Genomic DNA, 26,717 nt, shown 5'->3' with positions numbered 1-26,717 from the left:
CAGCCCTCCGGGCCTCACTCGATCCAAGCGCCGACCTCAGTGTAGGGCAGCCTTACCTAAGTGGCAACTGCTTCGTTTCAGGGTGCGCCGGCGCTGGCGATCATGCTGCGCAAACGGGTCAGAACTCCGGTGTGCCAGTCCAGCCGACCGTAGTACTCGAACGTCGGGCGGAGGGCGCTGATGTTGTGCTGTGCCTCGGTCAGTTGTGAGCGGCTCAGCAGCGGGTTGTCCGGGATCCACAGGTATGGATCGGGCCCGCCGCCCTCGCGTAACCCGGTGGCGAACAGTTCGGCGAACGGATTGTCGGAGGGCGACACTGGCCGATTGAAGGCGAAGGCATGGTCGAACCCGTGAATTCGATTGGTAGCGCTGTCGAGTAGCCAGTTGGTACTGCGATCCCAGTTGTTGACCACCAGATCGAGCATGCCCAGCCGCTGTGCGTCGGGGTTGTCCCGGGCGGCGCGCATGGCCTCGAACCCCCAGCGGTCCTCGCGGGTGATTCCGACGAGCTGCCCCGGCAGCCACGGCATGACCACGCTGTCCTCGGCCAGCGGTATCACCGGGGGCACGGGTGCGCCCATGGCGTGACCAACCGCCGATACGAGCACCTCGGCATCCCGTTCGTCTCTGGTGAGCCCGTATTTCTCGACGGCCTGAAGTCCGCCAGGATACTCGAAAAGCGTCAGATCACTGTTGGCGCTGGACCAGACCGCGACCGCGTCCGGCGGCCCGAGTCGCCGTGCGGCGACACACTGTTCGCTGAACTCGTCCACAGAAAGCATCGGCGAACCGCGCTCCGCGAGCGGCCCACCGGAGGCTCCCGCGACCACCTCCCCGATCACCGCATCGTCCGAGGTAGCGGTGATCGACACGTTCCGCAGCTCCGCCGCCATCGGCTCGGATACCCGCCCAAGCCCTTTCGCGGCTCCGCCGACACTGTTCTCGATCGCCGCACACATCTCACGTGCCGCCGCCGACAGTTCCTCGTTGTTCACGACCGTCTAGCTTCCATTCGACAGCACCGAAATGACTGCTGACACAGCCCATCTCAACCTATCGCGCCGAGACACGTTTCCCGAGAAGACCAGGACCGCCGGTGCTGAGAAGACCTAGCCATCGTTCCTGGAATCCGTTGCTTCGCGGATCAATCGCCTGGATACCCGCCGAGTGTCCTTCGACTTTGACCAAGCGGTTGTCGAACATGAAGAAGTTGTCGACTACGACTGTGCCCTTCGCTGCCCTTGGCACGCCGCCCAGGGTGACCTCCCGTAGCAGCTCAATCGAGGGACGGAAGTCCACCGAAATAGTCCCTCTCAGCCTTGGATACCTGGATAGCCCGGGCCCGGAACACTTCGAAGGTGGGGAGATTCCGGGGGCCTTGGTACATCAGATGGACGTAATCACCGTGATCCCTGAGCAGACCTACGCCCGCTGGGCTGTGCCTCCATCGCGTGACTTCCCTCCAGCCGGAGGATCGGTCGGCCGGTGAACTTCCGGGACCTGCGGGAATCGGGCTGTACCAGTCTGTTCAATCCGTCAATCAGGTGCTGGCTAAGCTCCAGATATGACCTCCGATGAGCACGCAGATTTCTCCTCGATCAAGTCCATGGCGGACGTGACGCCAGACCTGATGAACAAGTTCAGCGCGGGGACCTTCAGCGATCTCATCGGGTTCAAGTTCACTGAGCTCGGGCCGGATCGGACGGTTGGGGAGTGGGTGGTTACGCCGCAGCTTTTTCAGCCTGCCGGGATCGTGAACGGGGGCGTGTATTGCACGGTCATCGAGACGCTTGCCAGTGTGGCGGGGAGTGTGTGGCTGGGGGATCGGGGGACTGTGGTTGGGGTGAACAACAACACCGACTTCCTTCGTGCGGTGCGGGAGGGGAAGTTGACCGGGGTGGCGACGCCGGTGCATCGGGGGCGGTCGCAGCAGTTGTGGGTTGTGGTGATCACCGATGAGCAGGACCGGACTGTGGCTCGGGGGCAGGTGCGGCTTCAGAACCTCGGCGCGCAGGGCTGATTCATCGTTCGGCAGGCTCTGATATCGGCGAAACATGCTGGTAACGCGGGTCGTGCCAGAATGGCCGACGACCCCGAAACCGCGATTCGACGAGGAGTCCGATGCGACTGTCGCCGCACGAGCAGGAACGCCTGCTACTGAGTTATGCGGCCGAACTGGCCCGGCGGCGGCAGGCCCGTGGACTCAAACTCAATCACCCGGAAGCGGTCGCGCTGATCAGTGATCACGTGCTCGAGGGTGCGCGCGACGGGCGCACCGTCGCGGAGTTGATGGCCTCGGGTCGTACCGTGCTCACCTGCGCCGACGTCATGGACGGCATCCCGGAGATGATTCACGACGTGCAGGTCGAGGCCACGTTCCCGGACGGCACCAAGCTCGTCACCGTCCATCACCCGATCGGATGACGCGGCGATGATTCCCGGCGAATACCTGTGTGCCGAAGGCACTATCGAGCTCAATTCCGGTGCCGACCGCATCCAACTCGACGTGGTCAACACCGGTGACCGTCCGGTTCAGGTCGGCTCCCACGTGCATTTCCCGCAGGCCAACACGGCCCTGGAATTCGATCGGGAGGCAGCCCACGGCCGCCGCCTCGACATCCCGGCCGGAACCGCGGTGCGCTTCGAACCCGGTCTGGGACAGCGGGTTTCGCTGGTTCCGCTGGGCGGCGACCGCGAGGTGCACGGAATCAGCCTCACCCCACCCGGAAAGCTGGACGCCTGATGGCCGAACTGTCCCGTGCCCGCTACGCCGAACTGTTCGGGCCCACCACCGGCGACCGAATCCGCCTGGCCGACACCGATCTGCTCATCGAGATCACCGAGGACCGCAGCGGCGGACCGGGACTCGCGGGCGACGAAGCCGTCTTCGGCGGCGGCAAGGTGCTGCGCGAATCCATGGGCCAGGCCCGCGCCACCCGCGCCGAAGGCACCCCCGACACCGTCATCACCGGTGTGGTGATCGTCGATCACTGGGGAATCATCAAGGCCGACATCGGTCTTCGCGACGGCCGCATCAGCGCCATCGGCAAGGCCGGCAACCCGGACACCATGACCGGCGTGCATCCCGACCTGGTGGTCGGACCGTCCACCGAGATCATCTCCGGCAACGGCCGCATCGTCACCGCGGGCGCCATCGACTGCCACGTGCACTTCATCTGCCCGCAGATCCTCGACGAGGCCATCGGTTCCGGCATCACCACCCTGGTCGGCGGCGGCACCGGACCCGCCGAAGGCTCCAAGGCCACCACGGTCACCCCGGGCGCGTGGCATCTGGGCCGCATGCTCGAGGCCACCGACTCCTGGCCGGTGAACATCGTGCTGCTCGGCAAGGGCAACACGGTGCGCGGCGAGGCGCTGTGGGAGCAATTGCGCGGCGGCGCGGCCGGATTCAAACTGCACGAGGACTGGGGCACCACCCCCGCGGCCATCGACGCCTGCCTGACCGTCGCCGACGCGGCGGGCGTGCAGGTGGCGCTGCACTCCGACACCCTCAACGAGGCCGGATTCGTCGAGGACACCCTCGCCGCGATCCGCGGCCGCGCCATCCACTCGTATCACACCGAGGGCGCGGGCGGCGGGCACGCACCCGACATCATCACCGTCGCTTCACATCTCAACGTGCTGCCCAGCTCCACCAACCCGACCCGGCCGCACACCGTCAACACCCTCGACGAGCACCTCGACATGCTCATGGTGTGCCATCACCTGAGCCCGTCGATCCCGGAGGATCTGGCCTTCGCGGAGAGCAGGATTCGACCGTCCACCATCGCGGCCGAGGACCTGCTGCACGACCTGGGCGCGATCTCCATGATCGGCAGCGACGCGCAGGCCATGGGCCGCATCGGCGAGGTGGTGATGCGCACCTGGCAGACCGCGCACGTCATGAAGCGCCGCCGCGGCGCACTGCCCGGCGACGGTGCCGCCGACAACAATCGGGTGCAACGCTACGTCGCGAAATACACCATCTGCCCGGCCGTCGCGCACGGCCTCGATCACGAGATCGGTTCCGTCGAGGTCGGCAAGCTCGCGGATCTGGTGCTGTGGGAGCCCGCGTTCTTCGGCGTGCGCCCGCACGCGGTGCTCAAGGGCGGCACTATCGCCTGGGCCGCCATGGGTGACGCCAACGCCTCCATCCCGACCCCGCAGCCGGTGCTGCCGCGACCCATGTTCGGGGCGTCCCCGGCGGTCGCGGCGGGCACCTCGCTGCACTTCGTGTCGGAGGCGGCCATCGAGGACGGTCTGGCGCAACGCCTGCGGGTGAACCGGAAACTGGTGCCGGTGGCCAATGTTCGTAAGCGCACCAAGGCCGATATGCCGCGCAACGACGCCATGCCGCGCATCGAGGTCGAGCCCGACACCTTCACCGTGCGCGTCGACGGCGAGGTGTGGGCCGAACAACCCGCCACGGAACTGCCGATGGCACAACGGTATTTCCTGTTCTGACCGGGCGGCCGCCTCACCTGTGCGATTTCTCTCGCGTCGCGTGCAATGCTGGGGCGGCCTCTCACCCGGTGGCAGACTGGCCGTATGACCAACGCGGACTGGGCAGACGTTGACCGCTATCTCGTGGAAACCCTGGTGGGGAACGGGGATTCGCAGACCCTGAGCTCGAACGCGGCGGCGGGCCTGCCCGCCATCGACGTCTCGCCGCCCCAGGGCAAGTTCCTGTATTTGATCGCGAAGTCCCTGCGGGCGCGCCGAGTGCTCGAGATCGGCACCCTGGGTGGCTACAGCACCACCTGGCTGGCCCGCGCCGTCGGCAAGTCCGGCCAGGTGGTCACCCTCGAATTCGAGCCCAAGCACGCCGAGGTGGCGCGCATCAACCTCGATCGCGCCGGGGTGGGCGAGCGCGTCGAGATCCGGGTGGGCGCGGCGCTGGATTCGCTGCCGGTGCTCACCGCGGAACGCCCCGAGCCGTTCGACCTGGTGTTCATCGACGCCGACAAGACCAACAACTCGAACTATGTGCGCGCGGCACTCGAGCTGACTCGTCCGGGCTCGGTGATCATCGTCGACAATGTGGTCCGCAACGGCGGTATCGCGCACGCCGATTCCGGGGATGCGGCGGTGCGGGCCAGCCGTGAGGTCATCGAATTGATCGCGGCCGAACCGCGTTTGGACGGCACCGTGCTGCAAACCGTCGGCGGCAAGGGCTGGGACGGTTTCGCCTACGCCGTGGTGCTCGGCGACGACGATTGAGGCGCAGCTCACTTGCGGCTTCGACCTGGGCTTTTCCTATCGAGACCGTCCCGATCCTGAGAGTTTGCTAAATCGTTGCTAGCCAACTGAGCGGCTGGTCAATACGGTCGGATTCATGAGCGATCCTTACGATCCGACCCTCCCGCCGCCGGAGTCCCCGGCCCCCGGGGAGTCCGGCGCGCGGCGCGGCCCGCTCGCCCGGGTGCGGCACGGTGCGTTCACAGTGGCCCCCGTGGCCGCGCTCGTCATGGTCGTCGGACTCATCGCGGCCATCTTCTATCAGGCCGACCATGCGATGGGCGGTTCGGATCCCGGCCGGCGCGCGACCGTCTCGACCGAGCGTGTTCCCGACGTCGACAGCGTCGCCGCCTCGTAACCGGCCGCGCCACAGCGGTTTTCAGGATCGCGCCGGGCCGTCCGGGTGGGCGGCCAGTTCCTCCCAGTAGTCCACGTACGCCTGCTCGTGCGCCATGCCGAGCCGCAAAATGCGCGCGCGTGACACCTCGCGCACGCTGTCGTCCGCACCCAGCTCCGCGTAGAGCTCCCGGTAGAGCTCGAGCCATTCGCGGTGCTGCGCAGCCTGATCGTGGGCCAGCGCCACCACATCGCCGGGCGCGCCGAGGTCGGCGAAGAACAGTTTGAGCTGCGCGGGATCGCGGGTCTCCGGGGGTGGCGAGACGGGATCACCCAGCCAGCGCGCCAATTCGGCCCGGCCCTGCTCGGTCAGATGGAACACCCGGCGGCGACGCCCACCCTCCTCGGCCTCTTCGCGCAGCAGTCCCTGTTCGGCCAGCCGCGGCGGCACCCGGTAGAGCTGGGCGTGCGGGATCGGCCAGAACTTCTCGACGCTGTCCCCCAGGTGGAGTTTCAGGTCGTAGGGGGTCAGCGGCCCGTGTTTGGCGATCAAACCCAGCACGATCTGGTCCTGTGGGCCGAGTTCGGCCATCCGGCAATCCCTTTCACTCGGAGCTGTTGACACGGTATCAGTGAGACTATACGTTCATTTCAGCGAAACCGTATCAATGAGACTGTCTAGGAGTGATGGTGCGCGAATTCGGCATCGACCTGTACCTGCGCTGGGCCGCCCTGTGGAACCGTGAACTGCCCGCCGAGGAGATCATGGCCCCGCAGTTCACCCTGCGCTACGCCCAGCCCGGCGCGACCGTGTACGACGACATCCACGACCCGAAAGCCCTTGCGACGCAGATCGATGCGTTCCACGAGCAGATCCGCGGCCTGACCTTCTCGCCACAGGGCATCGCCGTGGTCGAAATGGACGAGACCCACACCGGCCTGGTCGCGCAGCCCTACGGCGCGCGCATCGAACTGCCCGGCGGTGGCGTCTCCGACGTCAGCGGCACCGACATCCTGCGCACCGAGAACGGCCTGATCGTGGAGGTCTGGTCGGTGTCCGGCGGCCTCGGCGGACGCTCCTTCTACGCTTGAGCCCATGTCGAAACGCCGCAACCCCCGACCCGAACCGCAGGCCTGCCCGTGCGGCCTGCCCGCGACCTACGCGGACTGCTGCGGCCGGTTGCATCGGGGGCAGGCGCGGGCCACGACCGCCGAACAGCTCATGCGCTCACGCTTCAGCGCCTTCGCGGTCAACGACGAGGCCTACCTGCTCGACAGCTGGGACCCCGAAACCCGGCCCGCCGACGTCGAATTCGACCCGGCCATGCGCTGGGAGCGCCTCGAGATCCTCGGCGCGACCGCCGGCGGTCCGTTCCACACCGAGGGCACCGTCGAATTCCGCGCCCACTATCGCGCCCGTGGCGCGGCGGGCGTGCTGCAGGAGAACAGTCGCTTTCGCCGCGATCACGGCCACTGGGTCTACCTCGACGGCGTGATCGCCGACTGAGCGGCTCCGCCCGCTCCGACCTTGTCATGAGGAGCACGTCCGCACGGAATGTCGCCGTGCGGTGCGCGCAACAATGCGCAGCGTGCAGAAAACTGACGTCGCACGGCCGGGAGCCGCTGAGTGGGCGGGCGAATCCTGGCCCGCCACTCCATGATCGGGCGAGGTCAGCGGGCGGCGCGGGCTTCGAATCCGTCGCAGAGGGCGGCGAGCCCGGTGTCGAGGAGGTGTTCTGGTTGCAGCAGCGCCGAATTGCCGGTGCCGACCAGGTCGGCCAGCGCGGGCGGCGGCGGCCAGTGTGGATCGCCTTCCAGTAGCGCGCTCAGTCCGGAGCGTTCCTCGCCCTCGCTGTCGCGGCTCTGTAGCAGTCGCGCGCTGACCTGCTGCAGAGCGACACCGGCGATGTAACTCCACACCGACAGCGACATCCGGGTGGCCTCGCGGGTGTCGACGCCGAGTTCGGCGAACCCCTCCACCAGCCAGCTCAGCACCAGCAGGCTGTGCTCGCCGAAGTTGTAGCGCGGCACCGCGAAGGTGAACAGCACCCACGGATGTTCCTGGTAGAGCTGCCAATCCACCTCGGCGGCGATGCGCACCCGGTCGCGCCAGGTCCAGTGCTGGCCTTCGGCGGGCGGATACGGGTTGCGGCGCGAGACCTCGTCGGTCATGGCGGCGAGCAGGGTGTCCTTGTTGGGGATGTGCCGGTACAGCGACATCGCGCCCGCGCCGATGCGCTCGGCGATGCGGCGCATGGACAGAGCGTCCAGTCCGGACTCGTCGGCCAGGGTGATCGCGGTGTCGACGATGGCGGCCCTGGTGAGCTTGGCCTCGGTCATCGGACGAATTCTTCCCTTCCTGTGCCGCCAATGCGTACACTGTACCCGCTATTGCGCGTACGGTGTACGCGCGCACTCTGTTGGTCAGCACCGGTCATTACGCCCGGAATCAGCCCGAAGGATAGGTCATGACGAGTACCCTCGCGCGTCCCGACGCGAAGACACCGCGCCGTGCGTGGGCCGGTTTGGCGGTCCTGCTGTTGCCGGTCCTGCTGGTGTCGATGGATATGTCGGTGCTCTACCTCGCGATGCCCACCCTCACCGACAGTCTGGACCCCTCGGCCGCCCAGCAGCTGTGGATCCTCGACATCTACGGCTTCATGATCGCGGGCCTGCTCATCACCATGGGCAATCTCGGCGACCGCATCGGCCGCCGCAATATTCTCCTGTTCGGCGCGAGCATCTTCGGAATCGCGTCGGCGCTGGCCGCGTTCGCCCCGAGCGCCGGGGTGCTGATCGCCGCGCGAGCGCTGATGGGCGTCGGCGGCGCGACCCTGCTGCCCTCCAGCCTGGCGCTGATCTCCACGCTGTTCCCGAACGTGCGCGCCCGGGCCACCGCCATCGGCGTGTGGACCGCGTTCTTCGCGGGCGGGTCGGCGGTCGGCCCGGTCATCGGCGGCGTACTGCTGCACCACTTCTGGTGGGGTTCGGTGTTCCTGATCAATGCGCCGGTGCTGCTGGTGCTGCTGGTCTTCGGACCGCTGCTGCTGCCCGAGCATCGCGATGCCGGACGCGGGCCACTGGATTGGCCGAGCGTGCTGCTGTCGATCGGCGGCATCCTGCCGCTGGTGTACGCGGTGAAGCGCTGTGCGGCCGAAGGATTCGACCTGCCCGCCCTGGGGATCGGCGTGGTCGGTGTGCTGCTGCTGACGGCATTCGTGCGCCGACAGCGGCAACTGGCCGAACCCCTGCTGGATCTGAGCCTGTTCCGGCGCGGACTGTTCTCGGTGGCGATCGGGTCGAGCACCGTCGGCATGCTGGCCCTGGCCGGAATGAGCTACCTGACCAGCATGTACCTGCAATCGGTGACCGGACGTGACGCCTTGCAGTCGGCGCTGCTGGGCATTCCGGGCGCGGTCGTGGTGTTCCTGTGCTCGATGAGCGGTGCGCAGGTCGGGCGTCGACTCGGTACCAAATCCACCTTCGTGCTCGCGCTGAGCATGGCCTCGGCGGGCAACCTGATGCTGCTCGGCGTCGGCGTGAACGGCGGAATCGGCTGGTACATCGCCGGTTCCGTGGTCGCGGGCGCGGGCTTCGGCATCGCGTTCACGCTGGTGTCGGAGGTGGCGGTGTCCTCGGTGCCGCCCGAGCGCGCCGGATCCGCAGTCGGCATCTCCGAGACCAGTTTCGAACTGGGCAACGGGCTCGGGCTGGCGCTGCTGGGTTCGCTGGCGGCACTGGTGTTCCGCTCACGCGGCGACTTCGCACCGACCCTGGGCGAGACTCTCGCCGAGGCCGGAGACAACCAGGCGGTGATCGCCTCGGCCCGGGAGTCGTTCGTGACCGGTATGCACGTGGCCACCACCACCGGCGCGGTGCTGCTGGCCGCGATGGCCGTGGTCGCGTTCTTCGCCAAGTCGGGCAGCACCGCGAAAACCGGTGCGACGCTGGCCGAATCGGTGCACTGACCGCCTGCGGCTCAGCGGAACACCATGGTCCACACCTCGCTGGCCCGCGCGCGCCAGGGCATGATCACCTTCTGATATGTCCAGCGCACCGGGCCCGCGAGGGCCCGCCAGGCGCGGGCGATGGCCGCGAACAACGGTTGCAGCGCAACCCGGTTGAACCACCTGCACGGCTCGATCACCACGACCCCGACCACCGTGGTCGCGACCTTCCATCCGAAGACGACGGTAATCAGCAGCCCGTAGAGCAGTGGGCGCAGCACCCAGAGCCAGAATTGCCGCGCGGGCCAGATCAGCAGCCAGGTCACCAGGAAACGCGCGGTCGCCAGCAGCGCCTCGCCGGTCCAGGCGGCCGCTCTCGCGGCGGGACGCAGTACCCAGCGCAGCATCCAGGCCGTCACCGGCTCCACGACCCGGATCCGTACCCAATGACCGCCGGGCTGCACGACCCGCCGCCACAGCATCGAAAGCGGTTGCGTGATCAGCAGGTTCACCGCGCTGCTCACGAGATGGACGATGCCCTGCCCAGCCGGAACCACCGCCCGGTTCCAGATCCACGGAACGCCGGGCTTGAGCACGCGCAGCCACAGGGTCGAGATCGGCAGTACGACGACCCATTTCACGATGGTTATCACCAGCCACGCGACCGCACGCACGACCGGCATCACCAGATGATCGAAAACCCAGGGAATGCCGGGTTTCAGCACCCGTCGCCACAGGAAGTCCTCCACGGCGTGCTGGAGCGGCCGCAGCAGGAACGACAGCAGGAACGCGCCCAGCGGCGTCAGCACCATGCCCCACAGCAGTTGCTGGATGACCAGGTGCCACAGATAGTTGCGCACGAAGTTGACGGCCGGTCGATACACCCAATCGCGGAACAGGATCGAGACCGGCTTGAGCAGGTGATTCACGACCAGGCGCGCGGCGGCGGCGATCAGGCCGGGGATGCGGGTGATCGCCTCCCACAGCAGCCGGGGCGGCACGAACACCACCAGAACTAGCGCGCGTGCGATCCAGATCCCGAGCGAGACCGGTTCCGGCGCAACTTGTTGCGGCGGGTGCGAGTTTGCCTGCGGTGCAGGTGACGACATGTGAGTGAGATCCTTCCCCCGGACTACCGCACCCATCCTGCTGCGGGAAGCGCCTCTCGCCCAGCGTATTTCCACTCAGACCTCGATCGCGTACCGGTCAGGCGGTTACCCTCGAAGCGTGACCGAGCACGACGCTCCGAACGATGGCACCTCCGGCGCGAACGGTCGCCCGTTCGCCGAACGGGTGGCGACCAGGATCTTCTATCCCACCTCCCGCCCGCGTGAAAAAGACCTGCGCGCCGCCGTTTCCGGCAGCGTGGTGCTGGTGACGGGCGCTTCGCACGGCATCGGCAAGGCGGCGGCCAAGAAGCTGGCCGCAGCGGGTGCGACCCTGCTGCTGGTGGCACGCAGCCTCGAGGACCTCGAACAGGTCGCCGCCGATATTCGCGAGGCGGGCGGCATCGCGCACGTATACCGCTCCGACATCACCGAATTCGATGCCGTCGCCGAACTGGGTGAGGCGCTGCTGGCCGAGCACGGCCGCGTCGACGTGGTGATCAACAACGCGGGCCGCTCGATTCGTCGACCACTGGACGAATCCTATGACCGCTTCCACGATTTCACCCGCACCATGGACGTCAACTATCTGGGCCCGGTACGGCTGCTGCTGACGCTGCTGCCCGGGATGCGCGAACGCCGCTGCGGGCACATCGTCAACATCTCCACCTGGGGTTTGCGCATGCCACCCGCCCCGAGGTGGGCGGCATACGGAGCGTCCAAGGGCGCCTTCGATATCTGGCTGCGCACGGTCGCCACCGAGATCGCGGCAGACGGGGTGACGACCACGTCGGTCTACATGCCGCTGGTGCACACCCGCATGAGCGCGCCCACCGATTTCTCCGGCGTCCCCGGCCTGACCGCCGAGGAGGCCGCCGACCTGATCTGCCACGCGGTGGTGTCGCGCCCGCGCGAGATCTCCCCGTGGTGGACCGGTCCGGTGCAGGCATGGTCGGATCTGCGCCGGGGCGCGGCCCAGCGGTTCATGGAACGCAGCTACCGGCGACCGTCAGGGGAGTAGCACCACCTTGCCGCTGGTGGCCCGGGACTCCAGGGCCCGGTGTGCGGCAGCGGCTTCCGCGAGCGGGAAGGACCGCACCGCCGGACGCAGGCGGCCCGCCGCGGCCTCGTCGAGAGCGCGTTCCTCGAGCGCGCGCAGACCGCCGCCGCGTTGCAGCATGGGCGGGCCGAGCACCACCTGCGAGGTGATGCCGCGATCGGTCAGTTCCTGTTCGTCGATCGCGACCTGGCCGCCGGACCAGCCGAAGATCAACCGCATACCGCCGGGTGCGAGCAGTTCGATCCCCGCCCGTGCGATGTCGCCGCCGACGCCGTCGAACAGGACGGTCGCGGGCCGCTCGCCGTAGCGGGCCCGGATCTCCTTGGGCCACTCCGGATTCAGATAGTCGAGAGCGAGGTCCGCGCCATTTGCTGCGACCTGCGCGACCTTCGCCTCACCTCCGGCCAGTCCGATCACCGTCGCGCCCGCGTTCTTCAGGTGCTGGACCAGCAACGTGCCGATCCCGCCCGCCGCTGACGGGACCAATGCCACCGTGGTGGGGGAGACGTCGGCGAAACCCAGGATGCCCAGCGCGGTGCGGCCGGTGCCGATCATCGCCACGGCGCTCGCGGGATCGAGCCCGTCCGGAATCGGATGCAGCCGTTCGGCTTCGGTCACCGCGAGCTCGGCATACCCGCCCGGCACCTGTCCGATGTGCGCGACAACCGCACGGCCGAGCCAGGATTCGTCGACACCGGGTCCGACGAGATCCACCACCCCGGCGACCTCGCGCCCGGGCACCGTCGGCAACTCCGGCAGCGGTGCCGGCCCGGCCGCCGCCCCTTGCCGCAGCACGGTGTCGATCAGGTGCACCCCGGCGGCGCGCACCGCGATGCGCACCTGCCCGGGACCGGGCACCGGATCCGGTACCTCCTCGTAGCGCAGATTCTCGGCGGGCCCGAACTGGTGAAGGCGGACGGCGTGCACGGTGGCTCCTCGGGACGAAGTCGATCTCGGGCTTCAGCCTGCAACCTGAACGTTGGTTCAGGTCAAGGCGTGAGCGGCACCGTGCCGAGGGTCACGTGCCGATCGACGCCCCGGCGCAGGTCGCCGATCCGGTGCGGCAGCCCGTCCATGGCGCGAAGGGTTGCCCGCCGTCGGATTAGGATGCAGCGATGCGATACCCGGACGTGCGCCGATGAGCCTGGCCACGCTGCTCACCCTCGCCGACTCGCGGCTGCCCATCGGCGGCCACGTGCATTCCGGCGGTGTCGAGGAGGCCGTCGCCTCCGGACTGCTGCGCGATGTGGCGAGTGTGGAGCTGTATCTACGCCGCCGCGTGCGCACCTCCGGTCTGGTCGCCGCGTCGCTGGCGGCGGCGGTCTGTTCGGGTGCGCTGGATCCAGCCCGTGCGGAGCTCGAAGCCGATGCTCGAACCCCGTCACCCGCCGCCCGTGCCGCCTCCCGCGCGCAGGGGCGCGGACTGCTGCGCCTCGCCAAACAGGTGTGGCCGCAGGCGGATTGGCATGTACTGGGCCCCCGGCCGCATCTCTCAACAGTGTTCGGCATGGTCGGCACGTCTTGCGGGGCATCCCCGCAGGACATCGCGTCGGTCACCGTCTACACCACCATGACCGGTGCGGCGACCGCCGCCCAGCGGCTGCTGGCCCTGGACCCCGCCGCCGTCGCCGCCTGCACCATCCGCCTGGCCGCAGTGTGCGACGCCACCGCTCTCGAAGCCGCGAAAGGCCCGGCGGCCCTGTCGGATCCACTCCAGGATGTGCTGGCCGAACGCCATCCGCTCCGCGAAATGCCGCTGTTCGCGTCCTGAGCGCCGGGTAACCGGCAGGTCGCGGGGCGGGTAACACCGGGTTTACGTGGCTGGGCAAGGATGGGGGTGAAAGGAGAGCGACACATGCCACCTCACCTCATCGACGGGGAACCGCACGATCACAGCCACGACCGGCCCAAGCGGGAACGCACGCCGGGGGAGCCGCTGCGGATCGGCATCGGCGGACCGGTCGGTTCCGGCAAGACCGCGCTCACCGCGGCCCTGTGCCGGCAGCTGCGCGACGAACTCTCACTCGCGGTGCTGACCAACGACATCTACACCACCGAGGACGCCGACTTCCTGCGCCGGCACGCCGTGCTGGCGGACGAACGCATCACCGCGGTGCAGACCGGCGGCTGCCCGCACACCGCCATTCGCGACGACATCACCGCGAACCTGGACGCCATCGACGATCTCATCGAGGCCAACCCGCCCCTGGACCTGATCCTGGTCGAATCCGGCGGCGACAACCTCACCGCCACCTTCTCCTCCGGCCTCATCGACGCGCAGATCTTCGTGGTCGACGTGGCGGGCGGCGACAAGGTGCCGCGCAAGGGCGGCCCGGGCGTCACCTGGTCGGACCTGCTGGTCATCAACAAGACCGACCTCGCACCCATGGTGGGCGCGGATCTGTCGGTGATGGACCGGGATTCGAGCAAGGTGCGCGAGGGACGGCCGTTCGTCTTCACCTCGCTGACCGAGGATCCGGCCGCCACGCCGGTACTGGCCTGGGTGCGCGAACAGCTGGCGCACGCCGCCGAACACGATGCGGCAGCGGGCGTTGCGCACACGCACTGACCTGTCCGGGGCGCACGGTGCGCACTGAACTGCGAATCACCGCGACCGCCGGGCGCCTGCCGCAGATCCACGCGGTGGGCGGCCTGGCGGCGCGGCGCACCAGCTCCGCCGACGCGATCGACACCGTGCACCTGATCGGCACGGCGGCAACACCTCTGGGCGGCGACACCCTGGAGATCACGATCAGCGTCGGTGCGGGCGCGTGCCTGCGGGTGCGGTCGGTGGCGGCCACCATCGCGCTGCCCGGCCGTGAGACCCGGAAATCGTTCGCGCACTGGCGCTTCGAGGTCGCCGCTGGAGGTGAACTGGACTTCGATCCGGAACCGACCGTGGTCGCCGGGGGAGCCGAACACGACACGCTCACCACCGTTTCGCTGGAACCCGGTGCGCGCCTGCGGATTCGGGAGCGCGTACAGATCGGCCGCATCGGCGAGGACCACGGCTGGTGGAGCGGCGAGTTGACCGCCGACGTGGGGGATACCCCGCTGCTGCGGCATCGCCTCGAACTCGGTGCGGACGCGGTCACCGATGATCGCCTCTCGGGTCCGCGCGCTCTGGAATCGGTGCTCACCTACCCCGACGAGCGAAAGGCCGAATCCACCGGCATGGATTCGGCCCGCTTGCCGCTCGCCTCCGGCGGCACCCTCTACACCCGTACCGGCACTCTGCTCATGGCCTGAGTGCCGGGTCGGGTCACCGCCCGGTCAGCACTCGGTGATGTTCACCGCGAGCCCGCCGCGCGCGGTCTCCTTGTATTTGACGCTCATGTCCGCGCCGGTTTCCTTCATGGTCTTGATGACCTTGTCCAGCGACACCTTGTGGCTGCCGTCGCCGCGCATGGCCAGCTTGGCGGCCGTGATGGCCTTGACCGCGGCCATGCCGTTGCGTTCGATGCACGGGATCTGCACCAGCCCGCCGACGGGATCGCAGGTGAGCCCGAGGTTGTGTTCCATGCCGATCTCGGCGGCGTTCTCCACCTGTTCCGGGGTCCCGCCGATGACCTCGGCGAACGCGCCCGCCGCCATCGAGCAGGCCGAACCGACCTCACCCTGACAGCCGACCTCCGCGCCGGAGATCGAGGCGTTCTCCTTGAACAGCATGCCGATCGCGCCCGCGGTGAGCAGGAAGCGGATCACGCCCTCGTCGTCCGCGCCGGGCACGAAGTGCACGTAGTGGCTCAGCACCGCGGGCAGCACTCCGGCCGCGCCGTTGGTCGGTGCGGTGACCACGCGCCCGCCCGCCGCGTTCTCTTCGTTGACCGCCATCGCGTAGAGGGTGGTCCACTCGGTGCGGTGCATCATCGGATCGCCCTCGGCGCGCAGTTGGCGTGCGGAGCCCGCGGCGCGGCGGCGCACCTGTAGCCCGCCGGGCAGGATGCCCTCCTGGGCGAGTCCGCGAGTGATGCAGGCCCGCATGACATCCCAGATCTCGAGCAGTCCGGCGCGGATCTCTTCCTCGGTGCGCCAGGCCTTTTCGTTCTCCATCATCAGCGAGGAGATCGACAGCCCGGTCTCGCGGGCGAAGGCGAGCAGTTCCGCGCCGGTGTGGAACGGGTACGCGAGGATGGTGTTGTCGAGCTTGTCCGGATCGGCGCAGATGGCGTCGTTGTCGACCACGAACCCGCCACCCACCGAGTAGTAGGTCTTCTCCAGCAGCAGCGTGCCCTCATGGTCGAAAGCCAAGAGCGTCATGCCGTTCGCGTGGTACGGCAGCGTCTTGCCCATGTGCATGATCAGCTGGCTGGGTTCGTCGAACGCGATCTCGTGGATGTCGCCGATCTCGGTGCCGAGCAGCCGCAGCCGTCCGGTTTCCCGGATGCGAGCCACCTCGACGTCGGCGATATCGGGGTTGATGGTCTGCGGCGAATGCCCTTCCAGTCCGAGCAGCACCGCCTTGGGGGTGGCGTGGCCGCGGCCGGTGGCGCCGAGGGAGCCGAAGAGTTCGGCGCGCACCGAGCCGGTCTGGGCCAGCAGGCCGTCTTCTTTCAAGCGCCCCACGAAGATTCGTGCCGCACGCATCGGGCCCACCGTGTGGGAGGAGGACGGGCCGATACCGATGGAGAAGAAGTCGAAGACGGAGATGGCCATGATGGGACCTTCTGGGCTGGAGGTGGATTGGGGTCAGGCGGGCTGGAGCGTGCGGCCCGGCTGTTCGGTATCGGTGGTGTCCGAACCGGTTTCGGCGTCGAGGTCGGCGAGCGGCTGCACCGGCTGGTCGAGCACCGGATCGGGTCCGGGCAGTCCGGCATTGTGGGCGGCGACGCCGGAGCGGACGGCCCAGAAGTAGAAGCCGATCGCCGAGACCGCCACGATGGCGATGTCGATGCCGCCGGGAATCACGTTGTGGCCACCGAATTCGCTGGAGCCCAGCGCGGACAGGACCGACATCCACAGCAGGAAGGTGATCATCCACCAGGCCGGGGCGAGCTGCCGCAGCAGGTTCTGCTCACCCTTGCGCCACAGCACCAGCACCGCGATCGGCACCGAGACCAGGGTCAGCAGGGCGACCTTGCCGGTGTCGGGCCACTTGGACCAGTACAGTGCGCAGGCGGCGAAGGCGAAGGTGATGGGGCACAGGATCTTCGCGGCGGGCAGCCGGAACGGCCGCGGCAGTTCGGGTTTGGTGATCCGGAAGACGCCGACCGCGATGGGGCCGATCAGGTAGGACACCACCATGGCCGCCGACACCACGCTGGCGAGGGCTTCCCAGCTGTGGCCGACAGTGACCAGCAGCAGCACGGAGAACGCCAGGTTCAGCCACATGGCCGGACGAGCGGTGCCGTACTTCGGGTGGGTCTCGCGCAGCTTCTTGGGGAAGAAGCCGGTGGCGGCGAGGTTCTGCGCCATGAACGACGCGGAGGCGACGTTGCCGATATTCGCGCCGAGCGGCGAGATGAACGCGCCGAACTGCAGCATCACCACGACCCAGAACAGCATGAGCATCTTGGCGAGGTCGGCGAACGGCGAGGTCATGTCGACGCCGTGCCAACCGGCCTCGGCGAGCTTCTCGGCGGGCACCGAGCCCAGGAACGCGGTCTGCAATGCCAGGTAGAGCACCAGTCCGATGGACAGCGCGCCGACCAGGGCGATCGGGATGGCCCGGCCCGGATTCTTCGCCGCGCCACCGAGATTCACGACGGCCTGAAAACCGTTGAAGGCGAACACGACACCGCAGGTGGTGACGGCGGTGAGCACCGCGGACCAGCCGTAGGGCGCGAAGCCGCCGTGTTGGGTGAAGTTGGAGGTGTGGAAGCCCGACGCGACCAGCGCGATGACCGCGAGCACGGGGATCGCGAACTTCACCAGTGTCAGCAGGTTGTTGGCTTTGGCGAGCATGCCGATCGACCAGTAGCAGGCCAGCCAGAGCGCGAAGGTCAGCAACAGTGCCATCGCCATACCGGTGGTCGAGAGGGAGTCGCCGGACATCAGTCCGCGCGCCCAGTCGAAGTTCCAGGAGGCCATGTACTGGGTGCCCGCGATGGATTCGATGGGAATCAGTGCCGCGATGGCGATCCAGACCGCCCAGCCGGTGATGAAGCCGAGTACGGGGCCGTGGGAGATGGAGCCGAATCTCGCCATGGAGCCGGGGAGCGGATAGGCCGCTCCGACTTCGGCATACGACATGGCGATCATGCCTATGAATACGGCGCCGATCACCCAGGCGACCAGTGCGGCGGGTCCGGCGACCTGGGCTGCTCGCCCGGCTCCGAACAGCCACCCCGATCCGAAGATCGAGCCGATGCCAATCATGATCAGGGCAAAGAGGCTGAGCCCCTTTTTGTTCGCCGCAGTTACGTCCATGCAACTGACGATAATTTACCAAGTCTTGACCTTGAACGGACAAATGTCCTCATTCATACACGACTGTCGCACTTGGTAGTTCACATCACAGCTGCACGGTGGGAACCGAACCTCACCGCCGGTTCCCACCGTGGTCGAGCAGTGTCGAGTGGCGAAACTATCAGTCGCCGACGACGCGGGGCGGAGCGTTGAAGCTGTTGATCGCGCCGACCACCGCACCCGCCGCGGCGCCTGCCGCCGCCGCCGGAACCGCGATGACTCCGGCGCCGAATGCCGCGCCCAGCGCCGGACCGGCAACCAGGCCGACCGGAACGAATCCGGCGCCGACCACCAGGCCCAGCACGCCGCCGACGGCGGCGGAGGTGAGCTCGATGGGCATCGCCGCGGCGGCGCCCGCCACCGCGCCCATGGCCGCGGTGCCGACGGTCTGTCCGGCGATCCGGTCGGAGCGGCTGCGCTCCATGCCGATCGAGTCCAGGAACGTGGCGAGGTTCGCCTCGGTCTGCGCGGACTGGTCGTTGATCTGGATCGCCTGTTCCTTGTCGATCCAGTCGGGTGCGGGCACCTGCACATCGCCGAACCGGAACATGCCGGCGGGCGGGGCGATCGGCGGAACCGCGGGCACCGGGACGGGCGCGTGCAGCCCGCCGACGGGTGCCAGATAGCTCTTGTCCGGGGCCTGACGCGACCACTGGAGCGAGCTCTTGGTGTCGCCCGGAATGTGCAGCCCCTCATAGGGCGACACGTTGGGCGAGTCGGCGGCCGGCCACTGCGCCCGGGGGGCGTCGTCGTGCTGGGTGACCGAATTGGCCTCCACCGGTGTGGCATTCGCGTTACCGGACCCGACGATCGCCAGGACTAGTGGTACCGCTCCTGCCGCCACCACATTGCCTACCTTGGTGCGGTGGGGGTTGAGGGCGCGGTGCTTACCTGCGGCCATGCAAGACCTTTCTGTTCAATGACAGAGCATCAGCGGAACATGGACCACCGCAATTCGAACCCGCCGGTCGCCTGGATTGGTGGCGAATCGGACGTCCCGAAAACCGTTATGGTTGCGGATGATTAGCCAACTGGCGGGTAATGAACGGGTGATCTTGTGCCGGAATGCAATCGAGGCCGGAATCCCTGATGAAGGGATTCCGGCCTCGATTCATGAAGCGGTACTGAGGAATTGCTACCCGGCGACAGCCGCGCTGTCGGCCGGGGCCGCGGTATCGGCCGGTGCGCCCGGCGTGGCCGGAGCCATGTAGCCCTGCACCGCGCCGACGACCGCGCCGATGCCCGCGCCCACCGTCGCGGCCGGAACCCCGATGATGCTCGCGGCCGCGGTGGCCCCGATGGCCGGTCCGAAGACCCAGCCCGCCGGAGCGAACGGCGTACCCGCCATCGCGCCCGCGAAGCCGCCCAGTGCCATCCCGGCCACCTCGAGCGGAGCCGCGACGCCGACGCCGACGGCCGCACCCACGGCCGCGGTGCCCACGGTCTGCGCGGCCATCCGGTCCGAACGGCTCGGCTCGAAGCCGGCCGAGTCGTAGGTGCGGGCCAGTTCGGCTTCCGCGCCCGCGGACAGAGCGTTGACCGTGGCGGCCTGCTCCGGCGTCAGGAACGACGGAATGTCGATCTGGGTGTCGCCGAAGCGCAGCTTGCCCTCGGGTGCGGCGATGGGCGCAACCTCGGGAGCCGACAGCGGGTTGGGCTGGTGCAGCTTCTGCGCGTCGACCGCGGCCAGCGGCGCGTTCGGGATGTCCCGCACGCCGGTGACGGAGTTGCGGCCGACCCGGATCACGGGCGCGGGCACCGAATCCGGCGTCAGCGCACCGGCATCCGGTGCGATCTCGGCCTCGGTGGCGCTGAGGTAGGTGTGCACCGGGTTGTTCATGCCCTGCGGCATCGGCACCGAGAGCTTGCCGAAGGGGGTGTCGACGGAGACGCCCGGCGCCGCGTCGGTGCCGGGCTGGTCGCCCGCGGTGGCGGGCTGGTTGTCGACCACGGCGGGCTGGTCGTCCGCGGTGGCGGGATCCGCCGCGGCGGACCCGGCCGTCACGATCGCGGCGACCAGCGGCAGTGCTCCGGCTACTGCCAGGGAGCCGAGGCGCCGCCGCCGTGTGACCGCGGTCGACTCGGAAATCGAATCGACCGGTTGGCGTTTGCCCATGAATGACCTTTCTCGCGAATATTCAACGGACGTCGAACATTCGGATCCGGTCGGTGTGCCGGATTGGTCGGGGCTGCAGCCCGGTCAGGCCCCTGTCGGGACCTCGTGGTCTGGAACCGCTCAGCCCGCGCGCTGACCGGTGGAACCGCCTGGTTCGGCATTCGCCACGGATTTGCCATTGCCCGAAGAGGATTCGGTGCCGATCTGCTTGGCGAGCTGGCGCGCCTCGTCCGGATTGTCGAGCGCCTCGAGCGCGAGTCGCGCGAACACCCACTGTTCGGTGGCCGCCATCTGGCCGCGGTGGCGGCCCAGGAACGAGATCATCCATTCCAGCACCGTGACGAATCGGCTGCGGAAGCCGACCAGGTACCACAGGTGCAGGCCCAGCCAGGCCAGCCAGGCGAAGAACCCGCTGAACTCCAGCTTGCCGACCTGGCAGACCGCGTTGAACCGCGACACCGTGGCCATCGAGCCCTTGTCGAAGTACTTGAACGGCTGCCGCTGATCGGGCGTCTGCTTGTGTGCCACTTCAGCTTTGATGGCCTTGGCGGCGTAGGTGCCGCCCTGGATCGCGCCCTGTGCCTGTCCGGGCACGCCCGGCACCGACATCAGGTCGCCGATCACGAAGATGTTCGGGTAGCCCTTGATGGTGAGGTCGGGTTCGACGATGACGCGCCCGGCCCGGTCCACCTCGGTGCCCTTGGACTTCTCGGCGAGGATCTTGCCCAGCCCGCTGGCCTGCACACCGGCCGACCAGACCTTGCAGGCGGATTCGATGCGGCGCTCGGTGCCGTCGGGGTCCTTCACGGTGACGCCGCGCGCGTCCACATTGGTGACGATGGCGTTGAGCTGGATCTCCACGCCCATCTTCTCGAGCCGCTGCTGCGCCTTCTTGCCGAGCTTGGGTCCCATCGGCGCGAGCACCGCGCCCGCGCCCTCGATGAGGATGACCCGGGCGTCGCGGGTGTCGATATTGCGGAAGGTGCCGTCGAGGGTGCGGTCGGCGAGTTCGGCGATCTGCCCGGCCAATTCGACGCCGGTGGGTCCCGCGCCGACCACGCAGAAGGTCATGAACCGGTCGCGGGTCTCCTGATCGGAGGCCAGCTCGGCCTCTTCGAAGGAGCCCAGGATGCGGGCGCGCAGTTCGAGGGCGTCGTCGATGGTCTTCATGCCGGGCGCGTAGGTGGCGAAGTGGTCGTTGCCGAAGTAGGACTGCTGTGCGCCCGCGGCCACGATGAGGCTGTCGAACGGGGTGACGTAGTCCTGGTTGAGCAGTCGTGAGGTGACGGTGCCGCCCTCGACGTCGATATCGTCGACGTCGCCCATGATGACCCGCACGTTCTGCTGTTTGCGCAGCACGATGCGGGTGGCGGGGGCGATCTCGCCGACGGACAGGATGCCGGTGGCCACCTGGTACAGCAGCGGCTGGAACAGGTGGGTGGAGGTCTTGGAGATGAGGGTGATGTCGACGTCGGCCCTGCGCAGGTGCTTGCAGGCGAACAGTCCACCGAAACCGGAACCGATCACCACCACCCGATGGCGCTGTGCGACGGAATTCTCGGCGTTCATCTTGGTCCTGCTCCTCGCCAGACGGTGAAACTACGACAACTCACGCATCACGGTAGTACGGCGTGAGGTGCGACGACCAATCCGGGACGGACTGAATCCGACCTTTCGGGCAACCACCTTGAAAATACAAGACGGTCGGTCGGTTGGGGAGCATTGACCCGGCCGCGCCCCGGCCGGGTCGGTGTGACCTGCTCGGAAACCGGGTCAGCGGCCCTGGAACAGCAGCTGCGCCACGTGCGTGGTGGTCTCCGCGCCGTCGGTGTAGCCGCCCTGGCTGCCCTGATCGGTCATGATCGCGAGGGTGTATCGCTCACCGGGACCGGCGAAGCCGACCGAGTTGACCACCCAGCCGCCCTGCTCGTCCGACCAGCCGTTCTTCAGGCCGGGGGTCATGGCCGCGCCCGCGCCCCACATGCCCCAGTGCTGGTTGGTGTCGACGTGGCGCATGCGATCGAGCAGGTAGGCGCGGTCGTCCGGATGCATGCGGGTGAGCACGTTGTCCATCAGCCGGTCCAGGTCGGCCGGGCTGCACTGCTGAAAACCCCAGTCCGGGAACAGCTTGACCTGTTCGAGGGAGGTGGTCGGCGGCAGCGGGACCAGTCCGGTCATGCCGTTGGCGCGGAAGGCGTTGTTGAACGACATCCGGTCCAGGCCCGCGAACTTGTTCCAGAGGAAGTCGGCGGCTTCGTCGTTGGAGGTAGCCAGCATGGACTCCATCAGCGCGCGATCGTCCGGACCGAGCTGGATGGCGCCGACGCGGGCGCGGTTCAGCAGATCCTCCGCGATCGCCAGTTTGATGGTGGAGGCGGTCCAGAAGTTGGTGTCCGCATTGGCATTTCGATAGGTGCCGCCGCTGACCCGGTCGCGCATCACATAACCGGTGAGTCCGGGGCGAGTGGCGAGGTAGGCGTCGACCGCGGCGATGCGGCTGCTCATATCGGCGTCGAAGCCGGAGATCGGGCCCTGGGTGTGCACCGGGACCGCTCCGGCGAAGGGGGCGAAGGCGGGCGCGGCCGGAATGACGACAGCGGCAGCGAGAACACAGGCGGAGGTGGCCACGCGCCGGGCCATGGGGGAACGCACGAGGCATCACAATAGACACCCGTATGCCCGGTATGCACGTCTTGAGGTCAGCGGCGTCGTGTGTTATCGAATCGACACTGTCGCAGCGAATTTCGCGGACTCAGTGGAATGCGGCCCGGAGCTCTTCGATACTGCGGCCGTTGAGTCGATAGCAGTGTTCGAAAGCTTCGGCGTGGCGATCGCGTGGCCAGGACTTCAACACCACCGTGCGGCCGTAATGACGCGAGTTCACCAACTCCCAGTGCTCTCCCACCCGGCGTACCGTGAACCCGGTTCTGGGCATCAGGGGAATCACCGATGCAGACATCGACGCGAACCAGCCTTTCCTAACCAATGGAAACCTCCCCGAAACGCACTGTCGCATACCACAGTCGAAATTCGGAGTGACGCGCCCTAGCAAACGGACGGCGTGTGGCACGTGTCACCCGGCGAGCCGGACAGCGCGGTGTTTGCATGTCGTTCGCCGACTGTATAGACACAGCTGGTGCACATTCACCGGGCCGAACGCGCGGACACGCTCGCCGACGCGCTGGCCGAGCTGCTCGCCGAACCGCTCGGTGATCCGTTCACGCCGGAGGTGGTCGCGGTCCCGGCCAAGGGCATCGAACGCTGGCTGAATCAGCGGCTGGCCACGGTGCTCGGCGGCGGTGCGGCGGGCGACGGCATTTCGGCCAATATCGATTTCGCGGATCCGGCGGCACTGGTGGCCGCGGTGCTGGCGGAGGCGACCGGGGTGGATCCGGAGCAGGATCCGTGGTCGCCGGAGCATCTGGTGTGGACGCTGCTGCCGGTGCTGGACGAGGTGCTGGGTGAACCGTGGAGCGCGGTGCTGGCGCGGCATCTGGGTGATGGTGATCCGGGCGGGCATCGGGTGGGGCGGCGCTACGCGACCGCGGCGCGCATCGCCGGATTGTTCGATGGCTATGGGACACAACGCCCCGCGCTGATTACGGACTGGGCGGCCGGTCGAGACACCGACGGTGCGGGCTCGCCGCTGCCGGACGATCTGCTGTGGCAGCCGATGCTGTGGCGGCGGCTGCGATCGGCGGTCGGCGTACCGAGCCCCGCCGAGCGCTTGGAAGCAGCGTGCGCGCGCCTGCGGGCCGAACCCTCGGCTGTGGCGCTGCCGGAACGCATTTCGCTGTTCGGCGTGACCCGACTGACCACCGCCCAACTCGATGTCCTGGCGGCGCTGTCGATCGGGCGGCAGGTGCACCTGTGGCTGGTGCACTCCTCCCCGGCGCTGTGGACCAAACTGGCCGATGCCGAGATCACACCGAATTCCGGTGTGCGCGTGCGGCATCCACTGCTGGCGGCACTGGGCCGGGACGTGCGCGAACTGCAGCAGCGGCTCTCGGGTTACGACCACATCGACACCTATCACCCGGGCCCGGTGGCGCCCGCGGCGGCCGGGCGCACACTGCTGTCGGAGTTGCAGGCCGCGATCCGTCAGGACCGCTGGTCGCTGATGCCCGAACCCACGCTCGCCGACGGCACGGTCGCGGTGCACTCGTGTCACGGTCCCGCGCGACAGGTGGAGGTGCTGCGCGACGCCCTGCTGGGCCTGTTCGTCGCCGACCCGACCCTGGAGCCGCGCGACGTCATCGTCATGTGCCCCGACGTCGAAAGCTATGCGCCACTGGTGCGTGCGGCGTTCGGGCAGTGGTCGCTCGACGGTGCCGAACCGGGGCATCCCGCGCACGGGTTGCGGGTGCGGCTGGCGGATCGCGCACAGCGCGCCATCAATCCTCTGCTCGATGTGATCGCGACGCTGCTGCGGCTGGCCGACGGCCGGGTCACCGTCACCGAGGCGCTGGATCTGTGTGCGGCAGAACCGGTTCGGCTGCACTGCGGATTCGACGACGACGATATCGAGCGGCTGCGCGACTGGGCCGCCGAGACCGGCGCGCGCTGGGGGATCGGGCAGCGGCAGCGGCAGGCGTTCGGACTCGGTGATTTCGCGCAGAACACGCTCAACGCGGCCGTCGACCGGATCCTGCTCGGGGTGGCCGCCGGTGAATCCAGCGAGGACTGGCTGGATCTGGTGCTGCCGCTGGATGACGTGGACAGCAACGACATCGACTTGGCGGGGCGCTTCGCGGAATTCGTCGACCGGCTGGCGGTCTGCCTGCGCGATCTGCGCGGCTCCACCCTGGAGGAACCGGCCGGATCCGCGCGTCCGGCCGCCGAGTGGGCGACCGTGCTCGGCCGTGCCCTCGACCTGCTGACCGAGGTGCCGCGCACTCAGGGCTGGATGGGGGTGCAGGCGCGGCGCGAGCTGGCGGCCGCGCTGCTGCCCGCCGACCGGATTCCCCTGCGGCTCAGCGATATCGAAGCCCTGCTGGCGGCACGGCTGGCCGGCAAGGCGTCGCGCGCCAACTTCCGCACCGGTGAGCTGACCGTGTGCACCATGGTGCCGATGCGCTCGGTGCCGCACCGGGTGGTGGTGCTGCTGGGGCTCGACGACGAGGTGTTCCCGCGCGCGGGCGGTGTGAACGGCGACGATGTGCTGGCGCGGCAGCGCTGCCCCGGCGACCGCGATCCGCGCAGTGAGGACCGGCAGCTGCTGCTGGACGCCATCATGGCGGCCGGGGAGCGACTGGTCTTGCTGCACACCGGATCCGACCCGGTCTCCGGCGCGCACCGCCCGCCCGCGATTCCGCTGGCCGAACTGCTGGACACGGTGCGCGCGCACGTCGGCACCGCCGCCATGGCGCAGGTGGTGACCCGGCATCCGTTGCAGCCCTTCGATCGTCGCAACTTCCGGCCCGAGAACCCGTTCAGCTTCGACACTGTCGCGCTGGCGGGCGCGCAGGCCGCCGCGAGTCCACCGGTGTCGCGCCCGGCGTTCCTGCGGGCCACGCTGCCGGGGAGCGAGCGCGGTGATGTGGAGCTGGCGGATCTGGTGGCCTTCGCCGAGCATCCGGTGCGGGCGTTCCTGTGGCAGCGCCTCGGTATTCGGGTGCCGGAGCAGGAGGAGGAGATCGCCGACCGGCTCCCCATCGAACTCGATGGGCTGTCCAAATGGAATATGGGCGAGCGCATGCTGTCCGCGCGGCTGACCGGGGTGGATCCGAACGTGCTGCGCGCGGCCGAATGGCGGCGCGGCAGTCTGCCCCCGTTCGCCATGGGCGCGGCGGTGCTCGACGAGGTGGAGGGCACCGTCGACCAGCTGTTCCGAGTCGCGCGGCCCCTGCACGAGATCCCTTCGCGCACCATCGATATCGCCGTCGACCTGGGTGACGGCTGCCGCCTCACCGGCACGGTGCCCGACGTCCATGACGACGCGGTACTGCGCACCACCTATTCGCGCCTGGCCCCGAAACATCGGGTGGCGGCCTGGATTCGACTGCTGGCGCTGGCTGCCTCGGCCGACCATCAGGGCTGGCGCGCCATCACCATCGGCCGCGGCAAACATCACCGTCCCGCCTGGCAGTCCACCCTCACCGCACCCACCGCCCCGCTGGCCCGCAGCCTGCTGCGCGACCTCGCCGCCCTGCGCGTCGAAGGCCTCGCCGAGCCGCTGCCCATCGCCCCCGCCGCCTCGTCCGTGTACGCGGAACGCCGTCTGGCGGGCGCGAATCCGGAGGACGCCCTGCTGTCCGCCGAGCAGGAATTCGACGGCGGCAAGGACGGCCCCGGTCGCTACGGCGAACACACCGACCGCTACCTGCGCTACGTCCTGGGCCCCACACCCCGCTTCCACCAGCTCACCGAAACCGCCGCCCCCGGCATCGAATCCGAACCCACCCGTTTCGGTGAACTGGCGCGCCGCCTCTGGAATCCCTTGCTCACCAACGAGAATCAGGGCCAACCGTGACCGCCCCGAGGAGCCGCCCCCTGCCCGCCACCCC

Annotated in this window: 26 protein-coding genes; 14 read left to right on the top strand and 12 right to left on the bottom strand. The window is 68.5% G+C overall.

Translation table 11 applies throughout. From position 1 onward, the window contains the following. Positions 1-77: 77 nt before the first annotated feature. The gene (locus OG300_RS14775; protein ID WP_405496190.1) at positions 78-995 is read right to left on the bottom strand and encodes a hypothetical protein; all 918 of its coding nucleotides are present in this window, start codon (positions 993-995) and stop codon (positions 78-80) included. A gap of 635 nt (positions 996-1,630) precedes the next feature. Between OG300_RS14775 and OG300_RS14770 the strand changes: the two genes are divergently transcribed. The 6 genes from OG300_RS14770 to OG300_RS14745 all read left to right on the top strand — a co-directional run bounded on the left by OG300_RS14770 (position 1,631) and on the right by OG300_RS14745 (position 5,596). Then, positions 1,631-2,020: a PaaI family thioesterase gene (locus OG300_RS14770; protein WP_405498560.1), complete on the top strand. Its 390-nt coding sequence runs from the start codon at positions 1,631-1,633 to the stop codon at positions 2,018-2,020. Positions 2,021-2,121: 101 nt separating this feature from the next. Beyond that, the gene (locus OG300_RS14765) at positions 2,122-2,424 is read left to right on the top strand and encodes an urease subunit gamma (RefSeq protein WP_405496188.1); all 303 of its coding nucleotides are present in this window, start codon (positions 2,122-2,124) and stop codon (positions 2,422-2,424) included. 7 nt (positions 2,425-2,431) lie between these two features. Then, positions 2,432-2,743, top strand: a complete 312-nt coding sequence (locus OG300_RS14760) for an urease subunit beta (protein ID WP_405496186.1) — start codon at positions 2,432-2,434, stop codon at positions 2,741-2,743. Beyond that, positions 2,743-4,464, top strand: a complete 1,722-nt coding sequence (locus tag OG300_RS14755) for an urease subunit alpha (protein WP_405496185.1) — start codon at positions 2,743-2,745, stop codon at positions 4,462-4,464. Before OG300_RS14760 ends, OG300_RS14755 begins: the two co-directional genes overlap by 1 nt. A gap of 84 nt (positions 4,465-4,548) precedes the next feature. Continuing rightward, complete coding sequence (locus OG300_RS14750) at positions 4,549-5,220, top strand: O-methyltransferase (RefSeq protein WP_405496183.1); 672 nt, start codon at positions 4,549-4,551, stop codon at positions 5,218-5,220. A 115-nt stretch (positions 5,221-5,335) separates the two neighbouring features. Then, the gene (locus OG300_RS14745; protein WP_405496182.1) at positions 5,336-5,596 is read left to right on the top strand and encodes a hypothetical protein; all 261 of its coding nucleotides are present in this window, start codon (positions 5,336-5,338) and stop codon (positions 5,594-5,596) included. Positions 5,597-5,617: 21 nt separating this feature from the next. Here OG300_RS14745 and OG300_RS14740 read toward each other — a convergent pair whose 3' ends face one another. Further along, entirely contained in the window at positions 5,618-6,166 is a 549-nt protein-coding gene (locus OG300_RS14740; protein ID WP_405496180.1) for a PadR family transcriptional regulator, read from the bottom strand. A gap of 95 nt (positions 6,167-6,261) precedes the next feature. Between OG300_RS14740 and OG300_RS14735 the strand changes: the two genes are divergently transcribed. After that, entirely contained in the window at positions 6,262-6,666 is a 405-nt protein-coding gene (locus OG300_RS14735; protein ID WP_405496178.1) for a nuclear transport factor 2 family protein, read from the top strand. A 4-nt stretch (positions 6,667-6,670) separates the two neighbouring features. Then, positions 6,671-7,081 (top strand): YchJ family protein, encoded by a 411-nt coding sequence (locus OG300_RS14730; RefSeq protein ID WP_405496177.1) that lies wholly within the window; start codon positions 6,671-6,673, stop codon positions 7,079-7,081. A gap of 164 nt (positions 7,082-7,245) precedes the next feature. Here OG300_RS14730 and OG300_RS14725 read toward each other — a convergent pair whose 3' ends face one another. Then, complete coding sequence (locus OG300_RS14725) at positions 7,246-7,914, bottom strand: TetR/AcrR family transcriptional regulator (protein WP_405496176.1); 669 nt, start codon at positions 7,912-7,914, stop codon at positions 7,246-7,248. Positions 7,915-8,042: 128 nt separating this feature from the next. Here OG300_RS14725 and OG300_RS14720 point away from each other — a divergent pair, with 128 nt between their 5' ends. Beyond that, positions 8,043-9,542, top strand: a complete 1,500-nt coding sequence (locus OG300_RS14720) for an MFS transporter (RefSeq protein ID WP_405496174.1) — start codon at positions 8,043-8,045, stop codon at positions 9,540-9,542. Between the two features lie 11 nt (positions 9,543-9,553). Here the strand turns inward: OG300_RS14720 and OG300_RS14715 are convergent, their stop codons facing one another. Next, entirely contained in the window at positions 9,554-10,630 is a 1,077-nt protein-coding gene (locus tag OG300_RS14715; protein WP_405496172.1) for a hypothetical protein, read from the bottom strand. Between the two features lie 118 nt (positions 10,631-10,748). On the opposite strand from OG300_RS14715, the gene OG300_RS14710 reads away from it, so the two are divergent. Continuing rightward, positions 10,749-11,648 carry an SDR family NAD(P)-dependent oxidoreductase gene (locus tag OG300_RS14710; RefSeq protein WP_405496170.1) on the top strand — a complete coding sequence of 300 codons (900 nt, stop codon included), beginning with the start codon at positions 10,749-10,751 and terminating at the stop codon, positions 11,646-11,648. Here the strand turns inward: OG300_RS14710 and OG300_RS14705 are convergent. Further along, positions 11,637-12,614 carry a zinc-binding dehydrogenase gene (locus tag OG300_RS14705; protein ID WP_405496168.1) on the bottom strand — a complete coding sequence of 326 codons (978 nt, stop codon included), beginning with the start codon at positions 12,612-12,614 and terminating at the stop codon, positions 11,637-11,639. The genes OG300_RS14710 and OG300_RS14705 overlap by 12 nt on opposite strands. A 211-nt stretch (positions 12,615-12,825) precedes the next feature. On the opposite strand from OG300_RS14705, the gene OG300_RS14700 reads away from it, so the two are divergent. From OG300_RS14700 to OG300_RS14690, 3 genes are all read left to right on the top strand, one after another. Continuing rightward, a complete protein-coding gene (locus tag OG300_RS14700) occupies positions 12,826-13,458 on the top strand; it encodes an urease accessory protein UreF (RefSeq protein ID WP_405496166.1) in 633 nt (210 codons plus the stop codon). An 84-nt stretch (positions 13,459-13,542) separates the two neighbouring features. Continuing rightward, positions 13,543-14,256 carry an urease accessory protein UreG gene (gene ureG, locus OG300_RS14695; RefSeq protein WP_405496164.1) on the top strand — a complete coding sequence of 238 codons (714 nt, stop codon included), beginning with the start codon at positions 13,543-13,545 and terminating at the stop codon, positions 14,254-14,256. 17 nt (positions 14,257-14,273) lie between these two features. Further along, on the top strand, positions 14,274-14,936 hold the full coding sequence (locus OG300_RS14690) for an urease accessory protein UreD (RefSeq protein WP_405496162.1): 663 nt from the start codon (positions 14,274-14,276) through the stop codon (positions 14,934-14,936). A 24-nt stretch (positions 14,937-14,960) separates the two neighbouring features. On the opposite strand, the gene OG300_RS14685 is transcribed toward OG300_RS14690, so the two are convergent. The 7 genes from OG300_RS14685 to OG300_RS14655 form a co-directional block, all read right to left on the bottom strand. Then, entirely contained in the window at positions 14,961-16,343 is a 1,383-nt protein-coding gene (locus tag OG300_RS14685; protein ID WP_405496160.1) for an L-serine ammonia-lyase, read from the bottom strand. A 33-nt stretch (positions 16,344-16,376) separates the two neighbouring features. Then, positions 16,377-18,056, bottom strand: coding sequence for an APC family permease (locus OG300_RS14680; RefSeq protein WP_405496158.1), 1,680 nt, complete (start codon positions 18,054-18,056; stop codon positions 16,377-16,379). Positions 18,057-18,216: 160 nt separating this feature from the next. Next, entirely contained in the window at positions 18,217-18,996 is a 780-nt protein-coding gene (locus OG300_RS14675; protein ID WP_405496156.1) for a hypothetical protein, read from the bottom strand. 234 nt (positions 18,997-19,230) lie between these two features. Continuing rightward, complete coding sequence (locus OG300_RS14670) at positions 19,231-20,211, bottom strand: hypothetical protein (protein WP_405496154.1); 981 nt, start codon at positions 20,209-20,211, stop codon at positions 19,231-19,233. A 120-nt stretch (positions 20,212-20,331) separates the two neighbouring features. Then, complete coding sequence (locus OG300_RS14665) at positions 20,332-21,780, bottom strand: NAD(P)/FAD-dependent oxidoreductase (protein ID WP_405496152.1); 1,449 nt, start codon at positions 21,778-21,780, stop codon at positions 20,332-20,334. A gap of 204 nt (positions 21,781-21,984) precedes the next feature. Beyond that, positions 21,985-22,851: a tat pathway signal sequence gene (locus OG300_RS14660; RefSeq protein ID WP_405498559.1), complete on the bottom strand. Its 867-nt coding sequence runs from the start codon at positions 22,849-22,851 to the stop codon at positions 21,985-21,987. Between the two features lie 112 nt (positions 22,852-22,963). Next, positions 22,964-23,146 (bottom strand): hypothetical protein, encoded by a 183-nt coding sequence (locus tag OG300_RS14655; protein ID WP_405496150.1) that lies wholly within the window; start codon positions 23,144-23,146, stop codon positions 22,964-22,966. 198 nt (positions 23,147-23,344) lie between these two features. On the opposite strand from OG300_RS14655, the gene recC reads away from it, so the two are divergent. Next, on the top strand, positions 23,345-26,683 hold the full coding sequence (gene recC, locus OG300_RS14650) for an exodeoxyribonuclease V subunit gamma (protein WP_405498558.1): 3,339 nt from the start codon (positions 23,345-23,347) through the stop codon (positions 26,681-26,683). The last annotated feature ends 34 nt before the right edge of the window (positions 26,684-26,717 follow it).

This window comes from Nocardia sp. NBC_00511 (assembly GCF_045161165.1).
In the GTDB taxonomy this organism is placed as follows: domain Bacteria; phylum Actinomycetota; class Actinomycetes; order Mycobacteriales; family Mycobacteriaceae; genus Nocardia.
Note: the sequence above shows the minus strand (reverse complement) of the source record. Positions and strands in the feature narration are given on the sequence as shown.

Bases quoted from the DNA above. Each gene is read 5' to 3' on its own strand.
- OG300_RS14660 (WP_405498559.1), bottom strand. From the start codon at position 22,851: ATGGCCCGGCGCGTGGCCACCTCCGCCTGTGTTCTCGCTGCCGCTGTC.
- OG300_RS14730 (WP_405496177.1), top strand. From the start codon at position 6,671: ATGTCGAAACGCCGCAACCCCCGACCCGAACCGCAGGCCTGCCCGTGC.
- OG300_RS14700 (WP_405496166.1), top strand. From the start codon at position 12,826: ATGAGCCTGGCCACGCTGCTCACCCTCGCCGACTCGCGGCTGCCCATC.
- OG300_RS14725 (WP_405496176.1), bottom strand. From the start codon at position 7,914: ATGACCGAGGCCAAGCTCACCAGGGCCGCCATCGTCGACACCGCGATC.
- OG300_RS14735 (WP_405496178.1), top strand. From the start codon at position 6,262: ATGGTGCGCGAATTCGGCATCGACCTGTACCTGCGCTGGGCCGCCCTG.
- OG300_RS14740 (WP_405496180.1), bottom strand. From the start codon at position 6,166: ATGGCCGAACTCGGCCCACAGGACCAGATCGTGCTGGGTTTGATCGCC.
- OG300_RS14760 (WP_405496186.1), top strand. From the start codon at position 2,432: ATGATTCCCGGCGAATACCTGTGTGCCGAAGGCACTATCGAGCTCAAT.
- OG300_RS14745 (WP_405496182.1), top strand. From the start codon at position 5,336: ATGAGCGATCCTTACGATCCGACCCTCCCGCCGCCGGAGTCCCCGGCC.
- OG300_RS14665 (WP_405496152.1), bottom strand. From the start codon at position 21,780: ATGAACGCCGAGAATTCCGTCGCACAGCGCCATCGGGTGGTGGTGATC.
- OG300_RS14720 (WP_405496174.1), top strand. From the start codon at position 8,043: ATGACGAGTACCCTCGCGCGTCCCGACGCGAAGACACCGCGCCGTGCG.
- OG300_RS14765 (WP_405496188.1), top strand. From the start codon at position 2,122: ATGCGACTGTCGCCGCACGAGCAGGAACGCCTGCTACTGAGTTATGCG.
- OG300_RS14680 (WP_405496158.1), bottom strand. From the start codon at position 18,056: ATGGACGTAACTGCGGCGAACAAAAAGGGGCTCAGCCTCTTTGCCCTG.
- OG300_RS14655 (WP_405496150.1), bottom strand. From the start codon at position 23,146: ATGCCCAGAACCGGGTTCACGGTACGCCGGGTGGGAGAGCACTGGGAG.
- OG300_RS14670 (WP_405496154.1), bottom strand. From the start codon at position 20,211: ATGGGCAAACGCCAACCGGTCGATTCGATTTCCGAGTCGACCGCGGTC.
- OG300_RS14755 (WP_405496185.1), top strand. From the start codon at position 2,743: ATGGCCGAACTGTCCCGTGCCCGCTACGCCGAACTGTTCGGGCCCACC.
- ureG (WP_405496164.1), top strand. From the start codon at position 13,543: ATGCCACCTCACCTCATCGACGGGGAACCGCACGATCACAGCCACGAC.
- OG300_RS14685 (WP_405496160.1), bottom strand. From the start codon at position 16,343: ATGGCCATCTCCGTCTTCGACTTCTTCTCCATCGGTATCGGCCCGTCC.
- OG300_RS14715 (WP_405496172.1), bottom strand. From the start codon at position 10,630: ATGTCGTCACCTGCACCGCAGGCAAACTCGCACCCGCCGCAACAAGTT.
- OG300_RS14770 (WP_405498560.1), top strand. From the start codon at position 1,631: ATGAACAAGTTCAGCGCGGGGACCTTCAGCGATCTCATCGGGTTCAAG.
- OG300_RS14750 (WP_405496183.1), top strand. From the start codon at position 4,549: ATGACCAACGCGGACTGGGCAGACGTTGACCGCTATCTCGTGGAAACC.
- OG300_RS14675 (WP_405496156.1), bottom strand. From the start codon at position 18,996: ATGGCCGCAGGTAAGCACCGCGCCCTCAACCCCCACCGCACCAAGGTA.